Annotated in this window: 25 protein-coding genes; 14 read left to right on the forward strand and 11 right to left on the reverse strand. The window is 67.2% G+C overall.

Annotated features, from left to right (window positions below):
* Positions 1–148 precede the first annotated feature (148 nt).
* The 3 genes from ACIRON_RS16695 to ACIRON_RS16705 are packed head-to-tail and all read left to right on the forward strand — an operon-like array spanning position 149 to position 2,814.
* Positions 149–1,402: a cytochrome P450 gene (locus ACIRON_RS16695; protein ID WP_402993503.1), complete on the forward strand. Its 1,254-nt coding sequence runs from the start codon at positions 149–151 to the stop codon at positions 1,400–1,402.
* A 25-nt stretch (positions 1,403–1,427) separates the two neighbouring features.
* Positions 1,428–1,622, forward strand: a complete 195-nt coding sequence (locus ACIRON_RS16700; protein ID WP_402993505.1) for a ferredoxin — start codon at positions 1,428–1,430, stop codon at positions 1,620–1,622.
* A 1-nt stretch (position 1,623) separates the two neighbouring features.
* Positions 1,624–2,814: an NAD(P)/FAD-dependent oxidoreductase gene (locus tag ACIRON_RS16705; protein WP_402993507.1), complete on the forward strand. Its 1,191-nt coding sequence runs from the start codon at positions 1,624–1,626 to the stop codon at positions 2,812–2,814.
* A 53-nt stretch (positions 2,815–2,867) separates the two neighbouring features.
* Here the strand turns inward: ACIRON_RS16705 and ACIRON_RS16710 are convergent, their stop codons facing one another.
* On the reverse strand, positions 2,868–3,587 hold the full coding sequence (locus ACIRON_RS16710) for a TetR/AcrR family transcriptional regulator (protein ID WP_402993509.1): 720 nt from the start codon (positions 3,585–3,587) through the stop codon (positions 2,868–2,870).
* Between the two features lie 147 nt (positions 3,588–3,734).
* Here ACIRON_RS16710 and ACIRON_RS16715 point away from each other — a divergent pair, with 147 nt between their 5' ends.
* Genes ACIRON_RS16715 through ACIRON_RS16725 form a run of 3 tightly spaced genes read left to right on the forward strand, consistent with a single transcriptional unit; the run spans position 3,735 to position 8,368 of the window.
* On the forward strand, positions 3,735–5,324 hold the full coding sequence (locus tag ACIRON_RS16715; protein ID WP_402993511.1) for an aldehyde dehydrogenase family protein: 1,590 nt from the start codon (positions 3,735–3,737) through the stop codon (positions 5,322–5,324).
* Positions 5,325–5,338: 14 nt separating this feature from the next.
* Entirely contained in the window at positions 5,339–7,138 is a 1,800-nt protein-coding gene (locus ACIRON_RS16720; RefSeq protein ID WP_402993513.1) for an AMP-dependent synthetase/ligase, read from the forward strand.
* 30 nt (positions 7,139–7,168) lie between these two features.
* On the forward strand, positions 7,169–8,368 hold the full coding sequence (locus ACIRON_RS16725) for a CaiB/BaiF CoA transferase family protein (RefSeq protein WP_402993515.1): 1,200 nt from the start codon (positions 7,169–7,171) through the stop codon (positions 8,366–8,368).
* A 131-nt stretch (positions 8,369–8,499) separates the two neighbouring features.
* Here ACIRON_RS16725 and ACIRON_RS16730 read toward each other — a convergent pair whose 3' ends face one another.
* Positions 8,500–9,264: an enoyl-CoA hydratase/isomerase family protein gene (locus tag ACIRON_RS16730; RefSeq protein ID WP_402993517.1), complete on the reverse strand. Its 765-nt coding sequence runs from the start codon at positions 9,262–9,264 to the stop codon at positions 8,500–8,502.
* A gap of 100 nt (positions 9,265–9,364) precedes the next feature.
* On the opposite strand from ACIRON_RS16730, the gene ACIRON_RS16735 reads away from it, so the two are divergent.
* The 3 genes from ACIRON_RS16735 to ACIRON_RS16745 all read left to right on the forward strand — a co-directional run bounded on the left by ACIRON_RS16735 (position 9,365) and on the right by ACIRON_RS16745 (position 13,044).
* Positions 9,365–10,132 (forward strand): SDR family NAD(P)-dependent oxidoreductase, encoded by a 768-nt coding sequence (locus tag ACIRON_RS16735; RefSeq protein ID WP_402993519.1) that lies wholly within the window; start codon positions 9,365–9,367, stop codon positions 10,130–10,132.
* Positions 10,129–10,896 (forward strand): crotonase/enoyl-CoA hydratase family protein, encoded by a 768-nt coding sequence (locus tag ACIRON_RS16740; RefSeq protein WP_402993521.1) that lies wholly within the window; start codon positions 10,129–10,131, stop codon positions 10,894–10,896. Before ACIRON_RS16735 ends, ACIRON_RS16740 begins: the two co-directional genes overlap by 4 nt.
* Before the next feature lie 213 nt (positions 10,897–11,109).
* Entirely contained in the window at positions 11,110–13,044 is a 1,935-nt protein-coding gene (locus ACIRON_RS16745; protein WP_402993523.1) for a flavin-containing monooxygenase, read from the forward strand.
* Between the two features lie 63 nt (positions 13,045–13,107).
* Here ACIRON_RS16745 and ACIRON_RS16750 read toward each other — a convergent pair whose 3' ends face one another.
* From ACIRON_RS16750 to ACIRON_RS16760, 3 genes are read right to left on the reverse strand one after another with little or no spacing between them, the layout of a single operon-like run.
* Positions 13,108–13,689, reverse strand: a complete 582-nt coding sequence (locus ACIRON_RS16750; protein ID WP_402993525.1) for a TetR/AcrR family transcriptional regulator — start codon at positions 13,687–13,689, stop codon at positions 13,108–13,110.
* Positions 13,690–13,698: 9 nt separating this feature from the next.
* On the reverse strand, positions 13,699–14,448 hold the full coding sequence (locus ACIRON_RS16755; RefSeq protein ID WP_402993527.1) for a hypothetical protein: 750 nt from the start codon (positions 14,446–14,448) through the stop codon (positions 13,699–13,701).
* Positions 14,445–15,413 carry an ABC transporter ATP-binding protein gene (locus ACIRON_RS16760; RefSeq protein WP_402993529.1) on the reverse strand — a complete coding sequence of 323 codons (969 nt, stop codon included), beginning with the start codon at positions 15,411–15,413 and terminating at the stop codon, positions 14,445–14,447. The genes ACIRON_RS16755 and ACIRON_RS16760 overlap by 4 nt, the downstream gene beginning before the upstream one ends.
* A 191-nt stretch (positions 15,414–15,604) precedes the next feature.
* Between ACIRON_RS16760 and ACIRON_RS16765 the strand changes: the two genes are divergently transcribed.
* A complete protein-coding gene (locus tag ACIRON_RS16765) occupies positions 15,605–17,098 on the forward strand; it encodes a carotenoid oxygenase family protein (protein ID WP_402993531.1) in 1,494 nt (497 codons plus the stop codon).
* Between the two features lie 97 nt (positions 17,099–17,195).
* On the opposite strand, the gene ACIRON_RS16770 is transcribed toward ACIRON_RS16765, so the two are convergent.
* Entirely contained in the window at positions 17,196–18,701 is a 1,506-nt protein-coding gene (locus tag ACIRON_RS16770) for a class I adenylate-forming enzyme family protein (protein ID WP_402993533.1), read from the reverse strand.
* 121 nt (positions 18,702–18,822) lie between these two features.
* On the opposite strand from ACIRON_RS16770, the gene ACIRON_RS16775 reads away from it, so the two are divergent.
* From ACIRON_RS16775 to ACIRON_RS16785, 3 genes are all read left to right on the forward strand, one after another.
* Positions 18,823–20,001, forward strand: coding sequence for an acyl-CoA dehydrogenase family protein (locus tag ACIRON_RS16775; protein ID WP_402993535.1), 1,179 nt, complete (start codon positions 18,823–18,825; stop codon positions 19,999–20,001).
* A gap of 64 nt (positions 20,002–20,065) precedes the next feature.
* On the forward strand, positions 20,066–21,238 hold the full coding sequence (locus tag ACIRON_RS16780; RefSeq protein ID WP_402993537.1) for a phosphotransferase: 1,173 nt from the start codon (positions 20,066–20,068) through the stop codon (positions 21,236–21,238).
* A gap of 107 nt (positions 21,239–21,345) precedes the next feature.
* Positions 21,346–21,957 (forward strand): TetR/AcrR family transcriptional regulator, encoded by a 612-nt coding sequence (locus ACIRON_RS16785; protein WP_402993539.1) that lies wholly within the window; start codon positions 21,346–21,348, stop codon positions 21,955–21,957.
* A 52-nt stretch (positions 21,958–22,009) separates the two neighbouring features.
* Here ACIRON_RS16785 and ACIRON_RS16790 read toward each other — a convergent pair whose 3' ends face one another.
* From ACIRON_RS16790 to ACIRON_RS16810, 5 genes are read right to left on the reverse strand one after another with little or no spacing between them, the layout of a single operon-like run.
* Complete coding sequence (locus tag ACIRON_RS16790; RefSeq protein ID WP_402993541.1) at positions 22,010–22,756, reverse strand: hypothetical protein; 747 nt, start codon at positions 22,754–22,756, stop codon at positions 22,010–22,012.
* Positions 22,757–22,771: 15 nt separating this feature from the next.
* On the reverse strand, positions 22,772–23,482 hold the full coding sequence (locus tag ACIRON_RS16795; RefSeq protein WP_402993543.1) for a hypothetical protein: 711 nt from the start codon (positions 23,480–23,482) through the stop codon (positions 22,772–22,774).
* A 30-nt stretch (positions 23,483–23,512) separates the two neighbouring features.
* Positions 23,513–23,800, reverse strand: coding sequence for a cytochrome C oxidase subunit IV family protein (locus ACIRON_RS16800; RefSeq protein ID WP_402993545.1), 288 nt, complete (start codon positions 23,798–23,800; stop codon positions 23,513–23,515).
* Positions 23,801–23,809: 9 nt separating this feature from the next.
* Complete coding sequence (locus tag ACIRON_RS16805) at positions 23,810–24,403, reverse strand: cytochrome c oxidase subunit 3 family protein (protein WP_402993547.1); 594 nt, start codon at positions 24,401–24,403, stop codon at positions 23,810–23,812.
* On the reverse strand, positions 24,400–25,203 hold the full coding sequence (locus ACIRON_RS16810) for a hypothetical protein (RefSeq protein WP_402993549.1): 804 nt from the start codon (positions 25,201–25,203) through the stop codon (positions 24,400–24,402). Before ACIRON_RS16810 ends, ACIRON_RS16805 begins: the two co-directional genes overlap by 4 nt.
* A gap of 76 nt (positions 25,204–25,279) precedes the next feature.
* On the opposite strand from ACIRON_RS16810, the gene ACIRON_RS16815 reads away from it, so the two are divergent.
* Positions 25,280–25,924 (forward strand): TetR/AcrR family transcriptional regulator, encoded by a 645-nt coding sequence (locus ACIRON_RS16815; protein ID WP_402993551.1) that lies wholly within the window; start codon positions 25,280–25,282, stop codon positions 25,922–25,924.
* The last annotated feature ends 4 nt before the right edge of the window (positions 25,925–25,928 follow it).

Here is a 25,928-nt window from a genome sequence, read left to right on the forward strand (position 1 = left end):
CAAGGAGTTGGGGCCAGGTCGTTGACACTTTTTGAGACCATCCGTATCTTTTATGGAGTGGGCAGTCTCAAAAATACCGGGAAGACCCACCTCTGCGACGCCGGCTCTACCGCGCGTTGAACGACATCCAGCGAAGGACGGCATTGCGATGACCACCACCTCGACCCAGCCTGACATCAAGGTCTTCGACTACGACACGTACGCCAACGGTGACCCGACCACGTTCGGTCTGCCCCTGGACCAGTACCAGTACCTCCGTGACGAGGAACCGTGCTACCTCCAGGAGCTCGACGACCCGATGCTGATCGACAAGACGTGGGTCGTCAGCCGGAACGAGGACATCTGGGAGGTCGACCGGAACACCGAGCTCTATGCGGCCGACCGTGGGTACGTCAACATCTGGCAGGTCGTTCCGATCGACCCGAAGAACGGCGGTATGCCGGCGATGCTGACCACCGATGGCGAGCGGCACCGTGCGCAGCGTCAGGTGCTCGCCAAGGGCTTCACGCCGGGCTTCGTCCGCAAGCTGGACGGCAAGTTCCGCAAGTACGCCAAGGACGTCGTGGACGACGCGCTGGAGAAGGGCACGTTCAACTTCGTGCAGACCATCGCGCACAACATGCCGATGGAGGCGCTCGGGGACGTGCTCGGTGTCCCGCAGGAGGACCGGTCGAAGTTCTTCGGGTGGGTCGACAAGTTCGCCGCACCGTTCGACACCCGGATCACCGCCTCGTTCGACGAGGTGATGGAGGCGATCGGCAACCTGATGGTCTACTCCGAGGAGCTGGCCGAGCTGAAGCGGGCCAACCCAGCCGACGACGTGATGTCGCGGCTCGTGGCTTCGGGCGAGGGCGGCGACCCGCTGATGTCGCCCGACGAGATCATGGGCAACGTCGCGCTCCTCGCGAGCGGCGCCGCCGAGAGCACGCGTACCGCCATGTCGCACGGCATGCACGAGCTCATGCGCAACGAGCGGGCGATGGCCTGGGTCCGGGAGCGCAAGGACAACATCCCGTCCACGCTCATCCAGGAGATGGTGCGCATCGCGTCGCCCTTCACCCACCTGGTCCGCACAGCCACCCGCGATCACGAGCTTCACGGCAAGCAGATCAAGGAAGGAGACATCGTCTCCATGCTCTTTGCTGCCGGCAACTTCGACGAGCGCGCCTTCGAGGCCCCGCACGAGTTCCGTCCGGATCGCATCGAGAACCCGCACGTCAGCTTCGGCCGCGGTGCCCACAAGTGCTTGGGGCAGCACGTGGCCGCGCTCGAGATGAAGATCCTCTTCGAAGAGCTCTTCCAGCGCACGTCGAGCATCGAACCGGCAGGGCCGATCGAATACGTCCGCGACGCCTACTCGCGCGGCGTCTACTCGCTCCCTGTCACCGTGACCCCGGCCTGAGCCGGCCCTACCTCGAGGAACCCACATGAAGATCAACGTCGACACCCATCTGTGCGAGGTCCACGGCGACTGCGTCGTCGCTGCCCCCGATGTCTTCGACATCGGTGAGGACGACGACGTGGTGCAGTTGCTGCTCGCCGATCCCGGTGAGGAGCACCGTGCGACGGTCACACAGGCCGCCCGCATGTGTCCGGTCAGCGCAATCCTCATCGAGGGCTGACATGCGCAACGTCGTCGTTGTCGGCGCAGGCCTGGCCGGCTTCCGCTTCGCGCAGGACCTTCGCGACGCCGGGTATACCGAGTCGCTCACGGTGGTCGGCGATGAGCTCGACCGGCCCTATGACCGGCCGCCGCTCTCCAAGCAGTTGCTCTCCGGCGCCTACACGGAGGAACAGTGCGCGCTGGCGGGCGATGTCGCCGATGCCATCTGGAAGCTCGGTCGCCGCGCCGCTCGCCTGGACCGGGACCGACATCTGGTCATCCTGGATGACGGTGAGGAGATCCCCTATGACGGCCTCCTGATCGCGACGGGGCGCCGGGCCCGCGAGTGGCCTGGGGTGTTGCCGCATGCCGGGGTGCATATGCTGCGCAACCTCGCGGACACCGCCGCGTTCCGGGCATCGATCGGTGAGGCTGCGAAGGTGGTCATCATCGGCGCCGGCTTCATTGGGTGCGAGGTGGCGGCCACTCTCCGCAACGAGGGGGCCGACGTCACCGTGGTTGGCGTCTCGGCCTACCCGATGCCAGTGATGGGGCCGGACGTCGGCGCTCGTGCCATCGCGATTCACGAGGCGCATGGCGTCGACTTCCGGCTCGGCACTGGTGTCGCCGCCGTTGAGGGTGACGAGACGGTCACCGGCGTCCGTCTGGACTCCGGCGAAGTTCTCCCTGCGACGGTCGTGCTCATCGCGGTCGGCTCCGTCCCGAACTCGGAGTGGCTCGAAGGGTCGGGCCTGGCCGTCGACGGGGGCGTCGTGAGCTGCGACATCACGTGCACGGTCCTGGACGAAGCTGGTCGGCCCGTGCCGGAGATCATGGCTGCAGGGGATGTCGCCGCGTGGCCGCATCCGCACGGTCGCGGCGCGGTCTGCATCGAGCACTGGTCGAACGCGCGTGACATGGCGGATCTCGCCGCGCGAAACCTTCTTGTCGACGTGCCCGATCGGGCTCCGATGGCGGCGCTTGCTTCGGTCCCGACCTTCTGGTCCGACCAGTACAACGTCAAGATCAAGTCGGCTGGCTACCTGCGTGCAGCCGACCGTTGGACGGTGGTCTCCGAGGATGTCGAGAAACCGTCCCTCCTTGTCGAGGGCCACAGGGGTGACGAGCTCGTCGCTGCTGTGGGATTCAACATGAACCGCAGCATCATCACCTACCACCGCTCGTTGGCGGCGGAGGGTGCGGCCGTCTGACGTGGCGTACGACCGCGGCATGACCGGTGAGTCGTCGGTCGCTCGGGTCGCGGTCAGGACTTGCCAGAGGCCTTGCTGCCGGTCTTCTTCTGGGCAGATGCCTTCTTAGTTGCCGCCTTCTTGGTGGGCCGCGCTGACGATTGCTGTCGGCTCGGTCCTCCCAGGAGTGTCTGAGTGAGGGAGACAGCGGTTTCCGTGATCGCCTCCGCGTCGTAGACATCGCTCGGTCGGTACCAACGGGAGACCCAGATGCACGCGCCGAGCAGGAGGCGGGCGGTGATCGCGGGATCGACGTCGCTCAGTTGGCCGGTCTCGACGTTCGCACGAATGACGTCGGCCCAGATCTCCTCATATGAGCGGCTCCACTCATGCCACCGCTCGAAGACTTCGGGTGGCAGGTCGCCGCCGCCGAAGAAGACCGGCATGTATCGGCGCATCTTGATCGCGGCGTCGACCTGGAGGCGGACCAGCCCCAGCAGTTGGTCGGCGGGGTCCTCGGTGTCAGAGACGATGGCACGCGCGGACTCGGTGAGCTCGCCTGTGCTCCGCTCGAAGAGGATGCCGACGAGGTGCTCCTTCGTCGGCACGGTGCGGTAGAGCGTTGCTCGACTCACCGAGAGCTTCTCGGCGGTGTCCAGGATCGACACTGCCTCGAGCCCTCCCTCGGCGAACAGCTCCGCGACGGCGTCGGCCACGGCGTCCGGGTCGATGTCGCGTCGCGGGCGTCCTCGCGGACGCTTCGTCTTCTGCCCCTCGGTGGGATCTGCGGTCATCGTCGGCTCCATCGGCGGTTGGGCAGTGTGCTTTCCAGAATATTACCCATCCGGTGTCTCAAAAGGTTCAAGCGGTTTCCTCTTGTAATGAGATTCACTGTCTCATAATCTATGTCATGGTGTCCCCGATCCCGAGGAGTTCCTCTTATGTCGACGACCGACGAGTCCATCCACCCCGTTCCCAAGGCGGCGAAGCGTCGCGTCGTCGACGTCGTGAACCCTGCCGACGGCAGCATCGTCGGCTCGGTGACCGACATGGGCGCCGCGGAGGTCGCGGCCCTGGCGGCGAGCCTCCGAGACGCCCAGCCTGCCTGGGAGGAGATCGGGCCTGAGGGACGCAAGAAGTTCCTGCTCGCGTGGCTCGACTGGATCGTCGACAACAAGGACCACGTGCTCGGGCTCGTGCACAAGGAGGCCGGCAAGAGCTGGGGCGACGCGCAGATCGAGCTCCTCGTCGCCGTCGAGGTCATCAACTACGCGGTCAAGCACGGCGCGGAGTTCCTCGCAGGCGAGCGGAGGACGCCGCACAACGTGTCGGCGGTGACCAAGAGGTTGCGTCTGCTCCGTCGGCCCTATCAGCTGGTAGGCATCATCACCCCGTGGAACTACCCGGTCGCGATGCCGATGATGGACGTTCCTGGTGCCCTCATGGCAGGCGCTGCCGTGCTGACCAAGCCGTCGGAGGTCACCCCGCTTGCGTGGGCCGAGGTCGTCCGCGGGTGGGACGAGATCGGAGCCCCGCCGGTGCTCGGCATCGCCACGGGTCTGGGCGAGACCGGCCAGGCGGTCGTGGACGAGGTGGACATGATCCAATTCACCGGTTCCACCGCCACGGGTCGCCGGATCGGCGTCCGTGCCGCCGAGCGGCTGATTCCCTCGAGCCTCGAGCTCGGCGGCAAGGACGCGATGGTCGTGCTGAGCGACGCCGACCTGGACCGGGCCGTCCAGGGTGCGATCTGGGGCGGCCTGTTCAACTCCGGCCAGTCGTGTGTCGCGGTTGAGCGCATCTACGTCGAGGCCCCGGCCTACAACGAGTTCGTCCGCCGCCTCGCAGATGAGGCCGATCGGCTTCGTATCGGCCACGACGCTCCGGGTGCCTTCGAGGCGGACTACGGCGCGCTCGCGAACCAGAACCAGATGGACATCGTCGAGCGCCACGTTGCCGACGCCGTCGACAAGGGCGCCACCGTCATCACGGGTGGCAAGCGCGGGGAGAAGGGCCTCTTCTACCCGCCGACCGTCCTCACCGAGGTCGACCACTCGATGCTCGCGATGACCGAGGAGACCTTCGGTCCGCTGCTTCCCGTCATGAAGGTGGCTGACGAGGAGGAGGCGATTCGCCTCGCCAACGACTCGCCCTACGGCCTCTCGGCCAGCGTCTGGACCTCCTCGAAGGAGCGCGCCCAGCGGGTTGGTCGACGACTCGAGGCGGGGGGCGTCAACATCAACAACGCGATGACCCACGTCTTCCAGTTCCCCCTGCCGATGGGCGGCTGGAAGTCGTCCGGCCTCGGTCACCGCTTCGGTGGTCCCAACATCGTTCAGAAGTACTGCCGTCAGCAGGCCTTCGTCAGCGAGCGCGTCAACCTCAAGAGCGAGCTGCACTGGTACCCGTACACGCCGAAGAAGGCGGCCATCACCGACAAGGCACTACGCCTCGTCGGCATGCACGACTGGCGCCGCCGTCTCGGCCGGCCGGTGCCGGGCACCCCCTCCACCCCGTCCGAGAAGAAGTAGAGCAGGAGCCACCCGTGAGCACGAGAATCTCCCACCCGCTCGAGGCACGTACGGTGCCCGAGGCCTTCCAGTGCACGGTCGCCGTGTACGCCGACAAGCCGGCGCTTCGCACGATCGACGGAAGCGTGAGCCTCACCTGGAGCCAGGTCGACGCCCGTGTCCGCAGCATTGCTGCCGGGCTGGCTGGCATCGGGGTCGGCCGTGGCGACACGGTGGCGCTCATGCTGCCCAACACGCCCGAGTGCCACCTGGTCGACTTCGGTGCTGCGCACCTCGGTGCGGTGCCGTTCGCGATCTTCAACAGCTCGCCCGCCGAGCAGATCGCGCACCAGCTGCGCAACGCCGACGCGCGAGTCGTGGTGACCCAGCAGGCCTTCCTGCCCAAGACACTCGAGGCCGCTGCGGTCCTCGACGGCCAGGTGGAGAAGGTCGTCGTCGTCGACGGTGAGGCCTCGGGCGCGGTCGTCACTCTGGCCGACGTAGAGGCAGCCGGGGACCCGGCGTTCGACGTCGATGCTGCCTGGCAGGCGGTCTCAGCGGACGATCTGGCGACCCTCATCTACACCTCTGGCACGACCGGCCCGCCGAAGGGTGCGCAGTGGACCCATGACACGGTCATGTCCGCGCAGCGAGCGATGGCGGAGGCGCTGCCCGTGCCGGAGGAGGGCATCATCTCCTTCCTGCCGATGGCGCACGCCGGCGGTCGGATCACCTGCCAGTACATGTGCCTCGCCAAGGGTGCGACGATCACGGCCTGCCCGGACATGAGGGAGGTCCCGGCCGCGCTCGTGGCGGCTCGCCCGGACGCGTTCTTCTCGGTGCCCCGCCTGTGGGAGAAGCTCCAGGTCGGCATCCAGGCGATGATCGCGGGTCAGCCCGACGAGGAGCGCGGCGCTCTGCGGGAGGTCATCGACGTGGGCCTCGAGCGGGTCCAGGCGGTCGAGGCCGGCTCGGGTGTGAGCCCGGAGGATGCCGCTGCCCTGGTCGACAAGCACGAGGCGCTCCTTGCTCGCCTTCAGCCGATCCTGGCCCGGCTCGGACTGGACCGCATCAAGGCCGCCTTCGTCGGCGGTGCGCCCTCCAGCCCGGAGCTCTCGCAGTTCTTCCGCGCCGTCGGCATCCCGATGCTCGAGGCCTACGGGCTCACCGAAGGGTCGCTCAACGTCTTCAATCGCGTGGACGACTACAAGACCGGTTCGGCCGGCAAGGCGCTCCCGGGCGTCGAGGTCAAGCAGCTGAAGGACGGCGAGCTGCTGGTGCGCGGCAGGCTCAACTTCGCCGACTACCGCAAGCAGCCCCAGGCCACCGCCGACACGGTGGACCCCGACGGCTGGCTCCACACCGGCGACATCGCCGAGATCGACGAGAACGGCTTCATCTCCATCGTCGACCGCAAGAAGGAGATCATCATCAACTCGGCGGGCAAGAACATGTCGCCCGCGAACATCGAGTCGACGGTCCGCGGTGAGAGCTCGCTGGTCGGCCAGGTCGTTGTCATCGGTGACGCCCGGAAGTACGTGACCGCGCTGATCACCCTCGACCCAGAGGCGGTTCCGGTGCGCGCTCGCGAGCTCGGCCTCGAGCAGCTGCCGCTCGACGAACTCGTCACGCACCCGAGCCTTCTCGCCGCGATCGACGACGTCATCGCCCGCGCCAACAAGCGGCTGCACGGCAACGAGCAGATCAAGAAGTACACCGTGCTCGGCTCGGCGTGGCTTCCGGACAGCGATGAGCTCACGCCGACCGCGAAGCTCAAGCGTCGGGTGATCACCAGCAAGTACGCCCCCCAGATCGAGGAGATGTACGCCGACTAGTCGGCGTACCCGCAAACGAAAGGACCCCGAGTGCCTGAGAGTCACGGCATCGAGGAGATCGCGGACGCGGTCGGCAGCCCCCAGCTCGGCACCGACCGTGGACCTCTCGCGGGTATGCGCATCGTGGAGCTCGCGGGCATCGGCCCGGGGCCGTACGCCGCGATGCTCCTGGCGGACATGGGAGCGGAGGTCATCCGTGTCGAGCGGCCCGGCAGGCCGGGCAGCAGTGTTCCTCCCCAGAAGGACGTACTCCGTCGCAACCGTCGCTCGGTCGTCCTCGACATCCGCGATCCGCGGGGTCGCCAGGCCGTCCTCGAGCTCGTGGAGCACGCGGACGTGCTCATCGAGGGCTTCCGACCCGGGGTGACCGAGCGTCTCGGGGTCGGGCCGGAGGACTGCTGGGCCGTGAACCGGAGGCTGGTCTACGGCCGGATGACCGGCTGGGGCCAGGAAGGTCCGCTTGCCCAGGCTGCCGGCCACGACATCGGGTATGTCGCGATCACCGGTGCCCTTGGTGCGATTGCGGGTCCGGACGGCAAGCCGGTGCCGCCCCTCAACCTGGTGGGCGACTTCGGCGGTGGCTCGATGTTCCTCGTGACGGGAATCCTGGCCGCGTGCTGGGAGGCGGCGCGATCCGGGCTGGGCCAGGTCGTGGATGGTGCCATCGTCGACGGCGCGAGCTCCTTGACGGGCCTGCTCCATGGCATGTTGGCCTCCGGCCTCTGGCGCGACCGGCCGCACGCGAACATGCTCGACGGTGGGGTGCCCTGGTACGACACGTACCGTACGTCCGACGATCTGTGGATGGCCGTCGGCGCGCTCGAGCCGCAGTTCTACGACGAGTTCGTGCGACTGCTCGGTCTCTCGCCCGAGCAGGGGGATCGCTCGGACCCGAAGCGTTGGGGCGAGCTCCGTTCCGCCTTCGAGAGCGCGTTCGCGTCGCGGACCCGTGCGGAGTGGACGGCCGTGTTCGAGGGAACCGACGCCTGTGTTGCCCCCGTGCTGTCGCTGGTCGAGGCGGCGGACCACCCGCACCTCGCTGAGCGCGGTTCGTTCCTCGACGTCGGTGGCGTCAACCAGCCTGCGCCGGCACCGCGCTTCAGTCGCACTGCGTCAGGTGTGCCGGAGGCACCGCCGGCGATCGGCGCTCACACGCGGGAGGTGTTCACGGAGCTGGGCGTCTCTGACATCGACGGGCTGCTCCGGGACGGGGTCGCGGAGCAGGCGTGACCGTCCCGAGAGGGTCCTGGATGCTGAGGCCGTGGTGGGCCGGTTTCGTCGGGAGACGAGACCGGCCCGCCTGCTGTTTGACGATGCCGCGACGAGTCGCACGCGGGATCGCCGGTGCCCTCAGCCCGGGCTCACCAGAAGCGCGGAGCCCGCTTCTCGCTGAACGCCTGCTTCGCCTCGGCGTAGTGGGGGTGCCGCTGGGAGTCGCCTTGGGCGGTCGCCTCGGCGTCGAGCTGCTGGTCGAGGTTGGTTGACCATGCCTCCCGCAGGAGCCTGCGAATGGTCCCGACCGAGGCGGACAGGCCGGCCAGTTCGGTGGCCACCTCTCGCGCTCGCGTCAGCACGTGATCGGCGTCGACCACCTCGTTGACGAGACCCCAGGACTCCGCCTGCGCTGCGGTCACCTTGCGCCCCAGGAGAGCGATCTCGGCGGCGCGTGTGGCCCCGACGAGGCGGGGGAGGAGCCAGGTGGCGCCCGCGTCGGGCACCAGGCCGACCTTGACGAAGGAAAGGGAGAACGAAGCCTCGGCGGAGGCGATCCTGAGGTCGGCTCCCAGGGTGAGCGAGAAGCCGGCGCCGGCGGCCACCCCGTTGACCGCGGCCACGATGGGCGTCGACATCTCGGTCATCGTCGTGACAAGCGGGATGTAGAGGCGACGGATCACGTCCTCGACATCGCTTGGTCCGGCGCTGAGGTCGGCGCCCGAGCAGAAGGCGCGGCCCGCGCCGGTGAGGATGACGGCCCGTACCGACGGGTCGGTCTCGAGCTCCTCCAGGGTCTCCCGCAGCTGACCCACGAGGGCGTGGTTGAGCGCGTTGTAGCGCTCGGGCCGGTTGAGCGTGACCTCGGCATAGCCGTCGCGACGCTCGACGAGCAGGTGGGTGGTCGTGTTCATGCGACTCCTCCGGAAGGTGTGCTGGCGCGGCGATTGACCGCCCCTACGCGTCGAAGTATATTCGAGACAAGCGATTTCAAAAATATTGGAAGGTTCTCGCATGAATCTCACAGGTTCCTCGGCGGTCGTCACCGGCGGCGCGTCCGGCCTTGGGCTCGCCACCGCGAAGCGTCTCCTCGAAGCAGGCGCCGAGGTGGTCGTCCTCGTCGATCTGCCGGCCTCGGACGGCAAGGCCGTCGCTGAGTCGTTGGGCGACAAGGCGGTCTTCGCCCCGGCCGACGTTCGCAACGCTGACGAGGTCAATTCCGCCTACGACGCCGCCGAAGCGGTCGCCCCCGTGCGGGCCCTGGTCCACTGTGCCGGGCGCGGTGGTGCGGTCCGCCTGGTCAACAAGGACGGTTCGCCCGGGGACATCGACCTCTACAGCGAGGTCATCGGGATCAACCTGATCGGCAGCTTCAACGTCCTGCGTCTGGCTGCGGCACGGATGGCGAAGAACGAGCCTGTCGACGGTGATCGTGGCGTGTGCATCCTCACCGCGTCGGTGGCGGCGTTCGAGGGTCAGATCGGCCAGATCCCGTATGCCTCGGCCAAGGCGGGAGTCGTGGGTATGACGATCGTCGCCGCCCGTGACCTGGCTCGCAAGCAGATCCGCGTGTGCACGATTGCGCCCGGCACCTTCGACACGCCGCTGCTCAATCGACTCAGTGAAGACGTGCGCGGCTCGTTGGCGGCGACCGTGCCGCACCCGAGCCGCTTGGGTCAGCCGGACGAGTATGCCAAGCTCGCCCTCTCGATCATCGACAACGGCATGATCAACGGCGAGACCATCCGACTGGACGGCGCGATCCGGATGGCTCCTCGATGAGTGACGCAGTCCTCGTCGAGGTCGCCGGCGGCATCGCCACCGTCACGCTGAATCGGCCGGAGGTGCGCAACGCGATCGACCGGCCGACGGCGGTCGCGATCGCCGCCGCGCTCGACGAGGCCGACGCGCGTGACGACGTCTCGGTCATCGTGCTGACCGGAGCCGGTTCCACCTTCTGTGCCGGCATGGATCTCAAGGCGTTCAGTGCGACGAAGGAACGGCCGATCGACGACGTACGCGGTGCTTTCGGCATTGCAGAGCGTCCGCCGGCGAAGCCGATCATCGCTGCGATCGAGGGGAAGGCCCTGGGGGGCGGACTCGAGATCGCCTTGGCGTGCGACCTGGTCGTCGCTGCCGAGGACTCGATGCTCGGTCTTCCCGAGGTCAAGCGCGGTCTCGTTGCCGCCGCAGGTGGCGTCCTGCGTCTGCCTCGACGCGTCCCGTACGGCATCGCGATGGAGATGGTCCTGACGGGGGAGCCGATGGCGGCGGCCCAGGCGCGGGAGTGGGGTCTTGTGAACCGGGTGGCGCCTTCCGGTGCGGCGCTCGAGACGGCGCGTGAGCTTGCCGCTGCGGTGGCGGCGAACGCCCCGCTCGCGATCCGTGCCGCCAAGCGGATCGTTGTCGAGTCCGCCGACTGGTCCGCGGAGGAGGAGTTCGTGCGCCAGCGGGTCCACACGGATCCGGTGCGTTCCTCGGCCGACGCCGCGGAGGGTGCTCGTGCGTTCGTGGAGAAGCGTGATCCCGTCTGGTCGGGTAGCTGAGCGCAGCAGTCGAAGGGTGATGGCCGGTCGGACTACGACCGGCCATCGCTGTATTTCTGGCTGGATGGAGCGGGTTCTGGACGGGGCGAGTTGACGCTGCGGCCAGGCTCAGGGCATTATTGAGACACACATACTCAATAACGTGATGGCGCATAGCGCCGTATCACGTTGCCCGCCGGCTGACCCCGGTGTGACGCGTTTCGGAGGAAGCCAGTGAGTGACACGATCAGTGGAGTCGACGTCCGCGAGGGCGAGGACCGGGAGCAGCTCGCGGCTGCGCTCGAGCAGGCCAACATCCCCACGCTCGTCCTGGTCCTCGCCCACCTCACGGGCGACGACACCTGGCTGCAGGAGCCGTATGTGCCGCAGCGCGGTCCGGTTCTGGACGACAACGACAGCGGCCAGCTTCCTGAGGCGGTCCAGGAGGTGATCCGCGCCGCGGCGCTGAACGCGATCCTCGCCAGCGAGGCGGACAACACCTCTGCCGCGCAGCCGCTGTCGCCGGAGAAGGTCACCCGCATGCTGGGGGCCGCCCTCGTCGAGGAGATCCCGGAGGAGTACGGCGAGCTGCTCGCGGAGGAACTCGGCGAGGCGCCGCGAGACATCGACGTCCCTGCCTCGATCCGTCCTGGGTTCGGCGTGACGATCATCGGCGCCGGAATCTCGGGCATCGGGCTGGCGATCAAGCTGAAGGCCGCCGGCGTCCCGTTCACGATCCTCGAGAAGAACAACGCCATCGGCGGCACGTGGTGGGAGAACACCTACCCGGGCTGCGGCGTGGACACGCCCAGCCACCTCTACTCCTTCTCCTTTGCCCCGAACGCCGAGTGGTCGCGCTTCTTCGCCAAGCGCCCCGAGGTGCACGACTACCTCGACCGCCTCGTGCAGGAGTACGACCTGCTGGACCACATTCGCTTCGGCGTCGAGGTCGTCCGCGCGACGTACGACGCTGAGCGCTCGAAGTGGGTGGTGGAGACGAAGGAGACCGACGGTGTCGTCGACGCCCTCGAGGCTCCGGTGCTGGTGAGCGCTGTCGGCATGGTCAACCGCCCCTCGATCCCGAACGTCGAAGGAGCCGAGACCTTTGCCGGCCCGGTGATGCACACTGCGGCGTGGGACTCCTCGGCGGAGATCTCCGGGAAGACAGTCGCCGTGATCGGGACCGGTGCCAGTGCAATGCAGCTGGTTCCGACGATCGCAGGGGATGCCGAGAAGGTCATGGTCTTCCAGCGCTCGAAGCAGTGGGCCGTGCCGCACCCGAACTACCACCGCAACGTCCCCGACGGGGTGCGCTACCTGATGCGTCGCGTGCCGTTGTACACCCGCTGGTACCGGCTGCGCGCCTTCTGGAACTTCAGCGACCGCCTCCACTCGTCGCTGCGTATCGACCCCGAGTGGACCCAGACGGATCGATCGATCAACACGCAGAACGAGCGTCACCGCCAGTTCCTGACGAGGTACATCAAGGATCAGCTCGGGGAGCGTACCGACCTCCTGGACGCCTGCCTCCCCGACTACCCGCCGTACGGCAAGCGGCCGCTGCTCGACAACAAGTGGTTCCAGACCGTCAAGCGCGACGACGTCGAGCTGATCACCGAGGGCATCTCGCAGATCAACGAGAACGGTGTGGTGGGGGAGTCCGGCGATCAGCACGATGCCGACGTGATCGTCTGGGCCACCGGGTTCAAGGCGCTGCAGTTCCTCTGGCCGATGGAGATCCGGGGCCTGTCCGGCAAGACGCTCGCCGAGCAGTGGGGCTATCACGACGCACGGGCCTACCTCGGCGTCACGGTTCCCGACTTCCCGAACTTCTTCATCCTGAACGGCCCCAACACGAACGCCGGCCACGGCGGCAGTGCGTTCCTGGCGTGCGAGTTCCAGATCCGCTACGTGATGCAGGCGGTCGCGCTTCTCGCGACCGGTGAAGCCGACAGTGTGGAGGTCCGCGAGGACGTCTTCACGAAGTACAACGAAGAGCTCGACGCCGAGCTGGAGCTGTGCATCTGGAGCCACCCGGGCATGACCAACTGGTATCGCAACGAGGCCGGCCGGGTCGTGGTGAGCAGTCCGTGGACCTACCTCGACTACTGGGGCCGCCTGCACGACCTCGACCGCACCGAGTACGTCGAGGTGCCGAGCGGCGCCTAGCGCCCCTCTGATCGCAGCAGCGCCCGTTCTCCTGGCCGCACTTCCGGGAGATGGGCGCTGCTGTCATGTCCGGGGTGCTGGCACCGCCGGATCAAGGCTGAGTGCGTCGAGCGCTGCCCGCGCCATGTGGACCAGCAGCTGCTGTGCCGGTGCCCCTGACCCAGCACCGTCGCGGCGGCGCGAGCTGTCCGAGGTCAGCAGGTCGTGCACGGCGTGCATGGCCGTCACGAGCTCGGACCGCGTGTGCCCTGGATGGCAGGCGTCGAGGGTGGGCACCCAGCGGTCGACGTACAGGCGCTGGCGGGCATGGAACTCCGCGGCGTCCGGCGGGGCCAGGTTGTGCTGCTCGCGTCGCCACACGTCGACGAGCCGCGGTTGTTCGTCGACGACGGCCGCGTGTGTGGTGAGCAGCAGCTCGAGATCCTCGCGGTGATCGGAGAGGGGCGAGCCGACACGCTCGAGAAGGGTGTCGGCCACCTCCTCCATGAGTGCAAGGAGGATGGCGGCCTTGCTCCCGAAGTGTCGATAGACGCCCGAGCCGGTGATCCCGGCCTCGCGGGCGATCGCATCGACGCCGGTGCCGTCGAAGCTCCGCTCGTGGAAGAGCTTTTCCGCGGCGCGGAGGATGCGTTGGTCGCGGCTCATCGCTCCAGTCTAGGAAACGGTGGCCGTGCGTGGCGTGGAGGAAGGTACCTGGGACCAGGAGCTCGGCACTGCTCCGACGGCCTTGAGTCGTTGTACGACCACGATGCTCCAGATGCACGCTGCGAGACAGATCCCGACGTACTGCCACGAGTGGAAGAAGCCGCCGCCGAAGAAGAAGATGGACGCAGCGCTGTAGCAGAACGTCATCACGGCGAAGGCCTGCCACTCCAGGAGCGACTGGCCGGCTGCCGAGCGACGTCGCAGCAGGAGCGCGGAGGCGGACGGGAGCCCCCACAGGAGGGTGCCCATGAAGCTGAGCAGATAGAGAGGGTCGTGCAGTGCGCCCTTGAGGAGGGACCAGCTGATCACTCCCGCGGCCACGGCCCCGAGCACGCGGAACGTGTGCGCGCGTTGTGACTGACCTGGTGACAGCTCATCGCGACCGTAACGGACGGTCTGGACGACGTAGGTCGTCTCCGAGAGGAAGGTGACGATGATCGCGAACCAGAACAGCTTCATGAACCAGTGGTCGTAGGTGCCGAACCACAGGTCGAAGTCGAGCAGATAGTTGCCGTCGTGCGGCCACCAGAGTGCGGTCATCCAGAGCGCCATCGGTGCGACCCGGTCGCGGTGGCTCATCCGGGCAGCCTCGATGAAGAAGACCCACATGGCGACGATCGAGACACCGCCGATGGCGACGACTCCGATCCAGTTGTCGGTGATGGCGTCGAGGGTGCCCTCGGGGCTGTAGATGTTCACGCGCTGATCGTCTCCGGAGCGATACCGAGGCCGTCGCTGCCTGCGAAGGAGCCCGGAGGTGGGGTGACCCCGTTGAGGCGGCACCACTCGCCCGGGGTCGGCTGCGTCTTGCGCGGGATGCCGCTGGACGTCTGGAGCTGGAGCGGGATCGGCGGCAGGGGCGGGAGTTCCAGGCCCATCTCCGCGGCGAGCTCGTCGGCGTCCTTCTCCTCCGACATGCCGATCGGGCCGACGGTCTGGGCGTTGAGGAACTGACGCACGACCGGTTCCTCCGAGCTGAGGAGCATCTCGCGCGGACCGAACATCGCCAGGTGCTTGTGGTAGAGCAGCCCGATGTTGTCCGGCAGGGTGCGGGCGGTGTTGATGTCGTGCGTGACGATGAGGAAGGTCGCTTCGATCTGAGCGTTGAGGTCGACGAAGAGCTGGTTGATGAACGAGGTACGCACGGGGTCGAGGCCGGAATCCGGCTCGTCGATGAGCAGGATCTCCGGGTCGAGCACCAGTGCGCGGGCCAGGCCGGCACGCTTGCGCATGCCACCGGAGATCTCGCCGGGGAGCTTGAACTCGGCGCCCGTGAGGCCGACGAGGTCCATCTTCTCCATCACGATCTTCCTGATGTCGGACTCAGACTTGCGGGTGTGCTCGCGGAGAGGGAAGGCCACGTTGTCGTAGAGGTTCATCGAGCCGAACATCGCACCGTCCTGGAAGAGGACGCCGAAGAGCTTTCGCAGCTCGTAGCGCTCGGCGGCGCTGCAGTGGGCGATGTCGGTGCCTTCGATGGTCACCGAGCCGTGATCGGGCTTGAGGAGGCCGATCAGGGTCTTGAGGAGGACCGACTTTCCTGTGCCGGACGGCCCGAGCATCACGCAGATCTCGCCGGCAGGGACCGTCAGCGTGACGTCCTTCCAGATGAGCTGCTTGCCGAAGCTCTTGGTGAGCTCCTCGATCTTGATCTCAACACCCATGACACTCCCGACGACGCGCCCGGACCGGACCGGACTCCTGAGACAATTTTGAAACGCGTTGTCCATAAAACAATGCTCGCCGACCCTGCGTCAATAGCCTGAGCGCTGGTCATCGCACTTTCTGAGTGGTACCGTCTCATTAATTGCATGTGAACGATCGTTCACGCCAGTCTTGAATCAGAGGAGCAGAGATGAGCTACAACCTGCCCGTCGAGAACTCGTTGCGCGGCCCGTTCCAGCCGATGCGCTTCGAGGCAACGGTCGACGAGTGCATCGTCACCCACGGTGAGATCCCGAAGGACCTTGCCGGCGGTTTCTACCGCGTAGGCCCGACGTGGAAGCGCCCGACCCGGCAGGGCACCAATCCGTTGCTGAGCATGGACGGCATGGTGCAGGCGATCACGTTCGAGGACGGGGTCGCCAACTTCAAGAACCGCTGGGTCCGTACGCCGAAGTACGTCCTCGAGGAGGCCCGCAAGCAGGGCATGTTCGAGTGGGAGGATGGCGGGTTCGGCGACTGGCGCGACACCGCCTACGGCGAAGTGAAGCGCGACCTGGGCAACCAAGGCGTCTCGCGCGGTGTCTCCAACATCAACATCTTCCCGTTCCAGGGGGAGATGCTCGCGGCGAGCGAGCAGGGTGGCCCGCCGATCGCCATCGACCCGATGACGCTGGAGACCAAGGGAATCGTTCCGTGGTCGCCGCGGCTGACCTCCGGCCTGCACACGCCGGCGGCCTACGGTGACGCGACCTTCTCTGCGCACCCCAAGTGGGACTCGGACACGGGTGTCCTCTACGGCTGGACCTACAGTGACGAAGCGCCGTACGTCGTGATGCACTATGTGCAGCCCGACGGCACGGTCGACACCCGCGAGCTGTGGGATGCGCCGTACAACACGGTCGCCCACGACATCTGGCTCACGCCGGAGTGGGTCGTCATGCCGTTCCAGCCGTTCCTCGCGGACAAGAAGCGGATCAAGGCCGGCAAGAACATCTGGGAGTGGAACCCTGAGCTGCCGATCGTGATCGCGCTCATTCCGCGTCACGATCTGCACGGCGAGATCCGCTGGATCAAGACCGATCTCCCGGCGCAGTACATCATGCACACGATGTCGGCGAACGTCGTCGGGGACGAGCTCCAGCTCGACGGCCCGATCTTCAACCGCCCTCCGTTCCCGTTCGAGCAGGACTTCGAGGAAGGTGACGACATCGCACTCTTCTTCTCGATCGCGAAGAGCCACCTGGGGCGCTGGATCATCGACCTCAAGACGGGCAGGTCGAAGGCCGAGCAGCTTTCCGATCGTCCCTCGGAGCTGCCGAAGGTCGATGAGCGCTACTACGGCAAGGGCTACGAGTGGGGCTACTCGGTCGGCGGCATCGTCAAGCGCGGTGGTATGAAGATGAACAACCTCACCGTCACGAACATGAAGACGCTCTCGGAGCAGACCTATCAGATCCGTGACAACGAGCCGGCGGCCGTCCTGGAGGCGACCTTCGCCCCGCGCAAGCCTGACTCGCCCGAGGGTGACGGTTACATCATCGTCCCGGTCTCGTGGTGGGCCGACAAGCGTGGTGAGTATCAGATCTTCGACACCGACGACATCAGCGCCGGGCCGGTCTGCAAGGTCGAGCTCCCGTTCCTGATGGGCTGGACGCCTCATGGTCACTGGATGGACTTCCGCTGATCTGATCTCGGGCCGGTGACACACCGGTTCGGCCGGTGACACGTCGGTGATGCCGCTCTGCGGCGTCACCGGCGTTCGTCGTTGGGCGGATGCCGTCTCAGTCCGCTTCGAGGCACGTACGGAGCCGATGCTTCTGCAGCTTGCCGCCCGCGTTGCGCGGGACCGTGTCGACCACCGTCAGCTCCCGCGGGATCTTGAAGCGCGCCAAGGAGGAGGCGCAGTGTGCGCGCAGCTCTTCGAGATCGAGATACGTCCCCGCTGCCAGCTGCGCCACGGCGACGATCGTCTCGCCGTACTCGTCGTGGGGGCGACCGATCACCGCACAGTCGAGGACGGCCGGATGGGTGAGGACCACTCGCTCGACCTCGGCGGAGTAGACGTTCTGTCCGCCCGTGATGATCACGTCCTTGCGGCGGTCGACCAGCACGAGCGTTCCGTCGGGATCCCGGCGGAAGAGGTCGCCTGTGTGGAGCCATCCGTCCGTCAGTGTCTCCGCCGTCGCCTCCGGTGCGCGCCAGTAGCCCTTCATCACCGCCTCGCCCTGGAAGAGCACCTCGCCGACCTCACCCTCGCCGACCGGGCCACCGTCCAGCGCCACGAGCCTGTGGGCGAGGAACGGCTGTGACTGGTGGCCGGTGGAGTCGGGGCGTTCCCGCACCTGGGCGGTCGTCGAGAAGAGGCCGGTCGGGCCGGCCTCGGTCTGGCCGCACAGCTGATAGAGGTCGATGGCTGGTAGACGTGCGAGCAGCTCCTCGACGGTCTCGCCCGGCATGGCGGCAGCGCCGAAGGTTGCCACGCGGAGCGAGCCGAGATCGCGATCGTCGAAGTCCGGGTGTCGGAGGAGCTGCTGATACATCGTCGGGACACCGAGGAACGCGGTGATCCCCTCTGTCTCGATCAGCTCGAGGACCGGTCCGGGCGCGAAGGCCCCGGCGAGCACATGGGTCCCGCCCAGCAGCGTCACGACGGTCGTGAAGACCACGCCGCCGGAGTGGTAGAGCGGGGAGAGGTGCAGGTAGCGGTCACCGTCGCGCAAGCCGATCGACGCCATCTGCGCGAGTCCGGCCCACAGCGCTCGGTGGTGGTCGGCGAGCACGCCCTTCGGTCGTCCCGTCGTGCCTGAGGTGTAGGTGATGAAGGCATCGTCCGACTCTGTGGCCCGGTCGCCGTCGATGGGGTCGGTCTGGTGGGCCGAGGCGATGGCGTCGTCGAGCGCGAGCGCGAGCACGACGCAGTCGCGGGTCGTCTCGTTCCTGGCGGCCGCGACCGGCGCGCTCGTGGTGTCGTCGGTCAGGACGAGCACCGGCTCGCAGTCCTCGAGGATCACGGCGATCTCGGGGGCGGTCAGCTTCGCGTTGACGGGGACGACGATGGCGCCGAGCAGCAAGGTTGCGTACTCCGCGAGGATGTACGGCCCGGAGTTGGTGGCGACGATCGCAACCCGGTCGCCGTGCTCCACGCCCTGCTTGGACAGGACGGTGGCCAGCTGGCGGGCGCGAAGCGACACTTCTTCCCAGGTCAGGCGGTCCTTCCCGGCGACCATGGCCTCCCGCGCGGGAACTCGGAGGCCGTTCTGTAGGACCAGTCCGCCGATCGTGGGCATGGGTTTCCTCCCTGGGTGTCCAATGCGAGACGGAATTAGTAGACAGGTTGCCTCATAAACTGTCAACGTTCTTGAGATGCAGGACGTTCACGGCGCCACGGGCGCCTCGAGGCAAGGAGGAATGACGATGACGCAGGCGGAGCCCGTGGGGTTCGATCAGTCGATGCACGAGGAGGTCGCGGTGCGGGAGGCCGTGCGCCGGATCGCGCGCGGCTACGGGCCGGACTATTTCCAGAGTCAGGTCGACGCCGGCGGCGCGGCACGGGATCTGTGGGCGGAGCTCGGCGGGGCCGGCTACCTCGGTGTACATCTGCCTACGGAGTACGGCGGTGGGGGAGCGGGCCTGCGCCAGCTCGCCATGGTGGTCGAAGAGACCGCGATGGCTGGGGTGCCGGCACTCGCGATCCTCTTCTCGCCGGGCGTGACCGGCACGATCCTGGCTCGCAGTGCCAGCGAGGAGCAGAAGGCCCGGTGGCTGCCGAAGCTCGCCTCCGGTGAGGAGCGGTGGTCATTTGCGATCACCGAGGCGGATGCCGGCTCGAACGCTCATCGGATGGCGACCTCCGCGCGTCGCGATGGTGACACCTATGTGCTCAATGGGGAGAAGGTGTTCATCACCGGCGTCGAGGCGTCGACGCGGATCATGGTGGTGGCGCGGACCGGAGAGGACTCGGCCGGCAGGGGAAGGCTCTCTGTCTTCGTGGTCGACGCTGATGCGGAGGGGCTGTCGCGTACGCGGATCCCCACCGTCATGAACCAGCCCGAGCAGAGCTGGCAGCTCCACTTCGACGACGTCCGGGTGCCTGTGGCTGATCGGGTCGGGGAGGACGGCAGGGGGCTCGCGGTGGCGTTCACCGGTCTCAACACCGAGCGCATCCTGACCAGCTCGATCTGCACGGGCATCGGGCGCTACGCGCTCGAGAAAGCGGTCCGTTATGCGCGTGAACGTCAGGTCTGGGGGGTGCCGATCGGAGCGCACCAGGCGGTGGCGCACCCGCTCGCTGCTGCTCATATCCACATGGTGGCAGCGATCGACATCACTGAACGGGCCTGCCGTCTCCATGACGCCGGCCAGGAGGTCGGCGAGCTGGCGAACACGGCCAAGTTCTTGGGTGCGGAGTCGGGTCTGCGGGCGCTGGATGCCGCGATCGGGGTGCATGGCGGAAACGGCGTCACCCGTGAGTACCAGCTTGCGACGTACTTCTGGATCGTGCGCATGCTCAACATGGGGCCGGTCTCGAAGGAGATGATCCTCAACTTCGTCGCCGAGCACAGTCTGGGGCTGCCGCGCTCCTACTGAGCGGCGCCGGGTTTTTGATACGGCATGCTTCACAAAGATAGTTGAGTGTGCCTAAACTTCGGCCATGAACAAGAAGGTGTGGCTGGCCGGACGGGCCGCAACCGTCGGCGCACATGTCCTCTCGGAGAAGATCCGGACCGTGCCGCCGCGCGCGGCGGCCGACGTCCCGACCTCCGGTGTCGCTCTCACACCGGAGTGGTTGACCGCTGTCCTCTGCAGGGGCGTGCCCGGTGCCAAGGTGGTGTCCTGGCACAGTCCTGGCGGCTCCAGCGGTACGTCGGAGCGCGCCGCACTCCGGGTGGTCTACAACGCTGCCGGGCGAGCCGCTGGCCTGCCGACGGAGCTGTTCACCAAGTCGTCGGCCAGCTTCACCCAGCGGCTCCTGCTCGGAGGGGCCGACGTGCTTCACGGGGAGACGCAGTTCTTCCTGACCTTCCGCCCCGAGGTGGAGATGGAGGCGCCGCGGGGCTACTGGGGAGCGGTCGACGAGAAGTCCTGGCGCAGCATCATCGTGCTCGAGGACATCGACGCCTCCAAGGGCGCCACCTTCGTCCATCCGACCGCGCCGCTGACGCGCGGCCAGGTCGAGGACGTCTTGCGCAACATGGCGGCCTACCACGGCGCGTGGTGGGGCGCACCGGAGCTCAAGGTCCTCAAGACCCCGACCGACCACTACAACAACGTCGCGGACATGCTCGACTTCGAGGCCCGCTGCAAGGTCGGGATGGAGCGGGCCGACGCCGTGATCCCAGCAGCGCTCCGGGGCCGGGCGGACCGGCTCTGGGCAGGCACGAAGGAGGGCCTCCGGACCTGCACCGACGACCTCCCCACGACGCTGTTACACGGGGACTCGCACGCCGGCCAGACCTATATCACCGCCGATGGCGCCATGGGGATCACCGACTGGCAGGTCGTGATGCGTGGTGGCTGGTCCTACGATGTTGCGTACTTCATCTCCTCCGCGTGCCGGCCCGAGGACCGGCGTGCGTGGGAGCGAGACCTCCTGGAGCACTATCTGGAGCACTTGGCGGCGGCCGGAGGTGAGGCGCCGGACATCGACGAGGCGATGCTGCGCTACCGGCAGAGCCTGTTCTACCCACTCTCGGCGTGGACCTTCACGATCGGTCGGGCGTGGTACCAGCCGAAGATGCAGCCCGACGAGATCAGCCTGGCGATCATCGAGCGGATCGCGACAGCGATCGATGACCTCGATGCCTTTGCCGCTGTCGGGGTCTGAGGCGTCCGGTGGCGCCCCGGCCGTGCTCGCACTCGCCCGCACGATAGCGGCAGACGCCTTCTGACGTTCCCGGGCCGACCGTGGCTCGCCGATAGAGTGGACACGACATGGCAGGGATCAGGCGCAGTCCGTACCGACGCGGGGAAGCGCGGGCGGCCGTCCTCGAGCACGCCCGGGCCGTATTCTCCGAACGCGGCTACCACGCCGCTCGCCTCGCCGAGGTCGCCAGTCGTGCGGAGGTCTCCGAGACACTCGTCTATCGCTACTTCGGTTCGAAGTCAGGCCTCTTCGAGGAGGCGATCATCGCGCCGGCGCGCACCTTCGTCGATGGGTTTCTGGTCGACTGGGAGGAGCAGGAAGGCGGCCCTGGGCTCGAGGAGAAGGTCCGGGTCTTCGTCGTTCAGCTGCTGGCCTTCGTGAGCGAGCACCAGGGCCTGCTCGTCGCATGGGCGCTGGCCCAGCGTGAGAGCGGGCCCCAGGAGATCGCCACCGACGGCACGCACGGCCAGGCCGTACGCAGGTTCGCGCTGACGCTGGTCGGCGAAGGTGGTGACGACGCCGAGATGGCGGTCTCGCTGGCGTTGGGCGTGATCTTGTCGGTGGCGACCTTCGGTGACCTCATCTTCGCGACCGACAGTCCCAACCGCGACCCGGAGCGCCTCACCGAGGCCGTCGTCCAGTTCGTCTACGCGGGGTTCATGGCGCAGGCGGGGCGCTGAGGTCACCCGGGGCACCGCGGACGACTCGGGGTGCGGCGTACGACGCTCTCCGTCATGCCTGCCGTCCGCAGCCGGTGCAGCCGCAGGTGCGGGCCGGAACGTTCGGCTCGGTGCCGTCTTCGACCTGCTGGTTGACGGCGCGGAACACGCCCCAGCTCGTGCAGAGCATCCAGATGCAGAAGCACGGGAGCGGCACGAAGAAGCCGATGGCGCCGTTCCAGGCGAAGGGTCCGTCGTGGAAGAACGGGACCAACCCTGCAGGGAAGACGCCCGCCGCGCACCAGAGGTTGACGTAGCCCACCCAACGGGGGAGAACCGGACGTTCCGGCCGGTCGATGAGGATCGCCCAGCCGATCGCGATCATCTGCAGGAACACGACCCAGACCACGCAGACGAACTGGAGCCAGCCGATGTCCTGGAGCACCTGGGTGATGCCCGGATCGCGGTCGGGCCGGTAGGCGGCGGCGATCCACAGGGTGATCGGGATGATGAACGTCAGCGCGCCGAGGCCGGACGACAGCATCTGGGTGTCGGCGAGGGCACGCGCTCCGTCGATCCGCTTGATCTGGCCGCTGATGGCGACGCCCCAGGGTGTCAGCAGTGTGGACCCGATCATGGCCACGATCATTCCGGCGAGGATCGCGTTCGAGCGGTCGGTGTACATGCGGGCCAGTCCGTCGGCGCTCTCGCTCGGCCTCGAGGGTGGGATATAGCCCGCGATGAAGAGGAACGAGACCAGGAAGAGCAGGACCATGAGTGGTCCCGACCAGATGAGGATGCGTTGCGTACGAGCCTCCACGATGCTCCTCCAGCCTCAGGCCGCCGCGGCGTCTGCCGCGTCCAGCTGGTCGAACTGGCTGTGGACCGCCCGGAGCAGGACCGGGACGGAGGCGCACAGCCAGATGGCGAACATGACGATCGGGATCCAGAAGCCGATCACGCCGTTCCAGGCGAGGGGGCCGGACTTGAAGTAGACAGCGATCGCGCCTCCGCTGCCGCTGATGCCGACCCACAGGCAGAACCAGCCGTACCAGCGGGGGAAGGCCTGCTCCTCGGTGTCCATGAAGGCGGCCAGAGCGATGCAGATCATCTGCAGCACGTAGGTGGGGAAGACCATCACGAAGATCAGCCAGGCGAGGTCGTTCATCTGCTGCATCGCCGGTGCGCTGTAGTCCCGGAACGTCATCGCGATCCAGAGCATGTGGCAGACGAAGAAGAAGACGATCAGCAGGACGGCGGCGCCGAACTGAAGCATCGCCAGGATCGGGACGCGCCCCTCGATGCGCGCGATCTGCACCGAGAAGGCCCCGAAGAAGCCGAACATCAACGTGCAGAAGATCATCCCGAGGATGAGCCCGAACCGGATCCGTTGTCCGTCCTCGGTGAAGAGCTGCACGACCTCGTTCGCCGTGAGCGAGGGTGACGGCGGTGGCAGGTAGCCGGCGATGACGCCGAACGCGAGCAGGTAGAGGACGAAGAAGAGCGGTCCGGTCCAGACCGTGGCCAGGTTGATGGTTCGACGCATACGTGACTCCCGGTGAGGTGAGGGCTCGGATCAGAGCGCCAGGTAGAGGAGGGCGAGCAGGGCACAGACGAGGAAGGTCCAGCCGTGGACGAGGGACTGCAGCAGGCGTGGCGCGTGAGCGACCTCCATGAAGCTGGTGGTCACCATGGCGACCTTGATGAACGCGATGACGATTACGCCGACCGTGGCGACGCGCGCACCGCCGGCGAATGCGTGATCCGTGCCGAGGTGCCACGAGGCGATGGTGGCGATCATGAGCAGCGCCCAGACGATCGTGGACTGATGCCGCAGCATCTTGGCGGCGTACGAAGTGGTCATCGCATTCCCTCAGGTCATCAGGTAGAGCAGCGCGAACAGGGCGATCCAGAGCAGGTCGACGAGGTGCCAGTAGGTCGCCGCGCTCTCGAGAGTGCCGATGTCGTCCGGCCCGAAGTCGGGCTGGGCGAGGAGCCAGCGCATCCGGGCGAGGACGCAGAGCCCGATGATCAGGTGCAGCGCGTGCAGGCCCGTGAAGCAGAAGTAGTAGGTGAAGAAGATGTTGGTGTCGGGGCCGTGCCCCGAGGAGATCTTGTCCGTGTACTCGATGACCTTGTTGATGCCGAAGAGGCCGCCGCAGCCCATGGCCCAGAGCAGGAAACGCGAGGCGACGGCCGGCAGCCCGTCCCGGGCGGCGTGCACGGCCCAGGCGACGAACAGGGAAGCGGTCAGCAGGAGCAGCGTGTTGACAGCTCCCCAAGAGATGTGGAGCTCGGCGCGCGAGGCGTTGAACAGGTCGGGTTGCTTGGACCGGTCGACGACGAACGTCGCGAAGAACAGCGCGAAGATCGCGAGGTCGCCCAGGATGAAGACCCAGATGCCGGCCTCGCCGGGAATCCGGCGACGCGTGGCGGGCGGCACGGGATCGTGGACGGACACACTCATGCGACACCTTCTTCTACGAGCGTGAAGCTCTGATCGCACGGTGCGTCCGGATTCTCGATGGCGACGCGGCGGCCCATGGCCCAGGTGACCGATTCGACCCAGACGAAGAAGACGATGAAGGGCACGTACATCCCCAGCACGCCGTCGTAGGCCATCTCGCTGCTCTTGAAGAAGAGTGGCAGGCCGGCGGGGACGAAGAGCAGCGCGGTCAGGAGGCTGACGTAGCCGACCCAGCGGGGGAACGTCGGCTCGCTGCTGCGGTCTCGGAAGATCGCGAGGGCGAGGCAGATGCAGAGGAAGCTCCACGGCGGCCACGGCAGGACGAACATGAGCCAGCCGGCGTCGTTGAGGGTCATGGTGATGTCGGCGCTCACCTCTCCCGGCCGGAAGGCGCCCATGGCCCAGAAGAACGCGCAGAGCACGCCCACCATCTCCGCGATGGTCAGGCTGATCGTCATCGCGATCGCGAGGATCCGCCCGCCCGAGACCCGGCGCCACACCCACGTGATGATGACGGCGCCCCAGCCCGCCCAGAGGGCGAAGCTGGCGAACATCAGCGTCGCGCCGAGCCGGATGCCGTCCTTGTCCTCCGCATAGCGCTGCGCGATCGCCGTGGCGGAGAGCTCGGGCGAGGGAGGTGGGAAGAACCGGGCGAGGCCGAACCAGCCGACGATGAACAGGACCGTCAGGGTGTGGCCGCCCGCGACGAGGAACCACCACTGGAGTCGGCCGACCGGCATGATCCGCCGGCTGCGGGGTGTTGCTGCCTGGCGCGCCGGAGTGGCCTGCGTCACTATCATACATGAACGGTACACCATGGTGTAGTGGCACTACACCACCTAGAATGGCAAAACTCTCGATCGACAGTGGGGACCGATGACGACGAACTCCCGCAGGGCGGCGAGTCCGGCCTGGGGGCACGGGCGCAATCTGCTGATGCGAGCGGCACGTGACCTCTTCGCTGCCGAGGGCTACGAGTCCGTGACCACTCGGCAGATCGCTGAACTCGCCGGGGTCTCAGAGCAGATGATCTTTCGGCACTTCGGGTCCAAGGCGAAGCTCTTCGAGGCGGCCGCCGTCGCGCCGTTCGTGGAGCACCTCGACGACTACGTCAAGGTGTGGAGCGAGCGTGCTTCGGGCGTACGTGATCCGGTGCAGGAGGCCTCGGATCTCTACCGGGGTCTCTATGACGTCTTCGCTGAGAATCGTGCGTTGCTCACGGCCCTGGTCTCGACCCAGGATCCGCAGTCTGGGTCAGGGGAAGCGGTCTCCGCGGCGCTCGCGCCGGCCCTCGACCGGTTCGCCGAGCTGCTCGACGTCGAGCAGCAGCAGCGAGGGTTCCGTGACTTCGACACCCGCATCGTGGTGCGGCTGGTGGCCGGTCTGGTCATGAGTCAGACCATCTTCGCGGATCTGCTCTATCCCTCTGCTGCCGGCGGGAGGCCCTCGGTGGATGCTCTGATCCACGAGATGGCCATGCTGACCATCCATGGGGCCTGGCCGGCGGATCGAGACGACTGAGTCC

The sequence above is a fragment of the Nocardioides sp. NPDC101246 genome (assembly GCF_044767415.1).
Taxonomy (GTDB): Bacteria; Actinomycetota; Actinomycetes; order Propionibacteriales; family Nocardioidaceae; genus Nocardioides.

Excerpts from the sequence above, each read along its gene's own strand:
- ACIRON_RS16695 (WP_402993503.1), top strand. The coding sequence starts at position 149 with ATGACCACCACCTCGACCCAGCCTGACATCAAGGTCTTCGACTACGAC.
- ACIRON_RS16700 (WP_402993505.1), top strand. The coding sequence starts at position 1,428 with ATGAAGATCAACGTCGACACCCATCTGTGCGAGGTCCACGGCGACTGC.
- ACIRON_RS16705 (WP_402993507.1), top strand. The coding sequence starts at position 1,624 with ATGCGCAACGTCGTCGTTGTCGGCGCAGGCCTGGCCGGCTTCCGCTTC.
- ACIRON_RS16710 (WP_402993509.1), bottom strand. The coding sequence starts at position 3,587 with ATGACCGCAGATCCCACCGAGGGGCAGAAGACGAAGCGTCCGCGAGGA.
- ACIRON_RS16715 (WP_402993511.1), top strand. The coding sequence starts at position 3,735 with ATGTCGACGACCGACGAGTCCATCCACCCCGTTCCCAAGGCGGCGAAG.
- ACIRON_RS16730 (WP_402993517.1), bottom strand. The coding sequence starts at position 9,264 with ATGAACACGACCACCCACCTGCTCGTCGAGCGTCGCGACGGCTATGCC.
- ACIRON_RS16735 (WP_402993519.1), top strand. The coding sequence starts at position 9,365 with ATGAATCTCACAGGTTCCTCGGCGGTCGTCACCGGCGGCGCGTCCGGC.
- ACIRON_RS16740 (WP_402993521.1), top strand. The coding sequence starts at position 10,129 with ATGAGTGACGCAGTCCTCGTCGAGGTCGCCGGCGGCATCGCCACCGTC.
- ACIRON_RS16750 (WP_402993525.1), bottom strand. The coding sequence starts at position 13,689 with ATGAGCCGCGACCAACGCATCCTCCGCGCCGCGGAAAAGCTCTTCCAC.
- ACIRON_RS16760 (WP_402993529.1), bottom strand. The coding sequence starts at position 15,413 with ATGGGTGTTGAGATCAAGATCGAGGAGCTCACCAAGAGCTTCGGCAAG.
- ACIRON_RS16765 (WP_402993531.1), top strand. The coding sequence starts at position 15,605 with ATGAGCTACAACCTGCCCGTCGAGAACTCGTTGCGCGGCCCGTTCCAG.
- ACIRON_RS16770 (WP_402993533.1), bottom strand. The coding sequence starts at position 18,701 with ATGCCCACGATCGGCGGACTGGTCCTACAGAACGGCCTCCGAGTTCCC.
- ACIRON_RS16775 (WP_402993535.1), top strand. The coding sequence starts at position 18,823 with ATGACGATGACGCAGGCGGAGCCCGTGGGGTTCGATCAGTCGATGCAC.
- ACIRON_RS16780 (WP_402993537.1), top strand. The coding sequence starts at position 20,066 with ATGAACAAGAAGGTGTGGCTGGCCGGACGGGCCGCAACCGTCGGCGCA.
- ACIRON_RS16785 (WP_402993539.1), top strand. The coding sequence starts at position 21,346 with ATGGCAGGGATCAGGCGCAGTCCGTACCGACGCGGGGAAGCGCGGGCG.
- ACIRON_RS16795 (WP_402993543.1), bottom strand. The coding sequence starts at position 23,482 with ATGCGTCGAACCATCAACCTGGCCACGGTCTGGACCGGACCGCTCTTC.
- ACIRON_RS16800 (WP_402993545.1), bottom strand. The coding sequence starts at position 23,800 with ATGACCACTTCGTACGCCGCCAAGATGCTGCGGCATCAGTCCACGATC.
- ACIRON_RS16805 (WP_402993547.1), bottom strand. The coding sequence starts at position 24,403 with ATGAGTGTGTCCGTCCACGATCCCGTGCCGCCCGCCACGCGTCGCCGG.
- ACIRON_RS16810 (WP_402993549.1), bottom strand. The coding sequence starts at position 25,203 with ATGATAGTGACGCAGGCCACTCCGGCGCGCCAGGCAGCAACACCCCGC.
- ACIRON_RS16815 (WP_402993551.1), top strand. The coding sequence starts at position 25,280 with ATGACGACGAACTCCCGCAGGGCGGCGAGTCCGGCCTGGGGGCACGGG.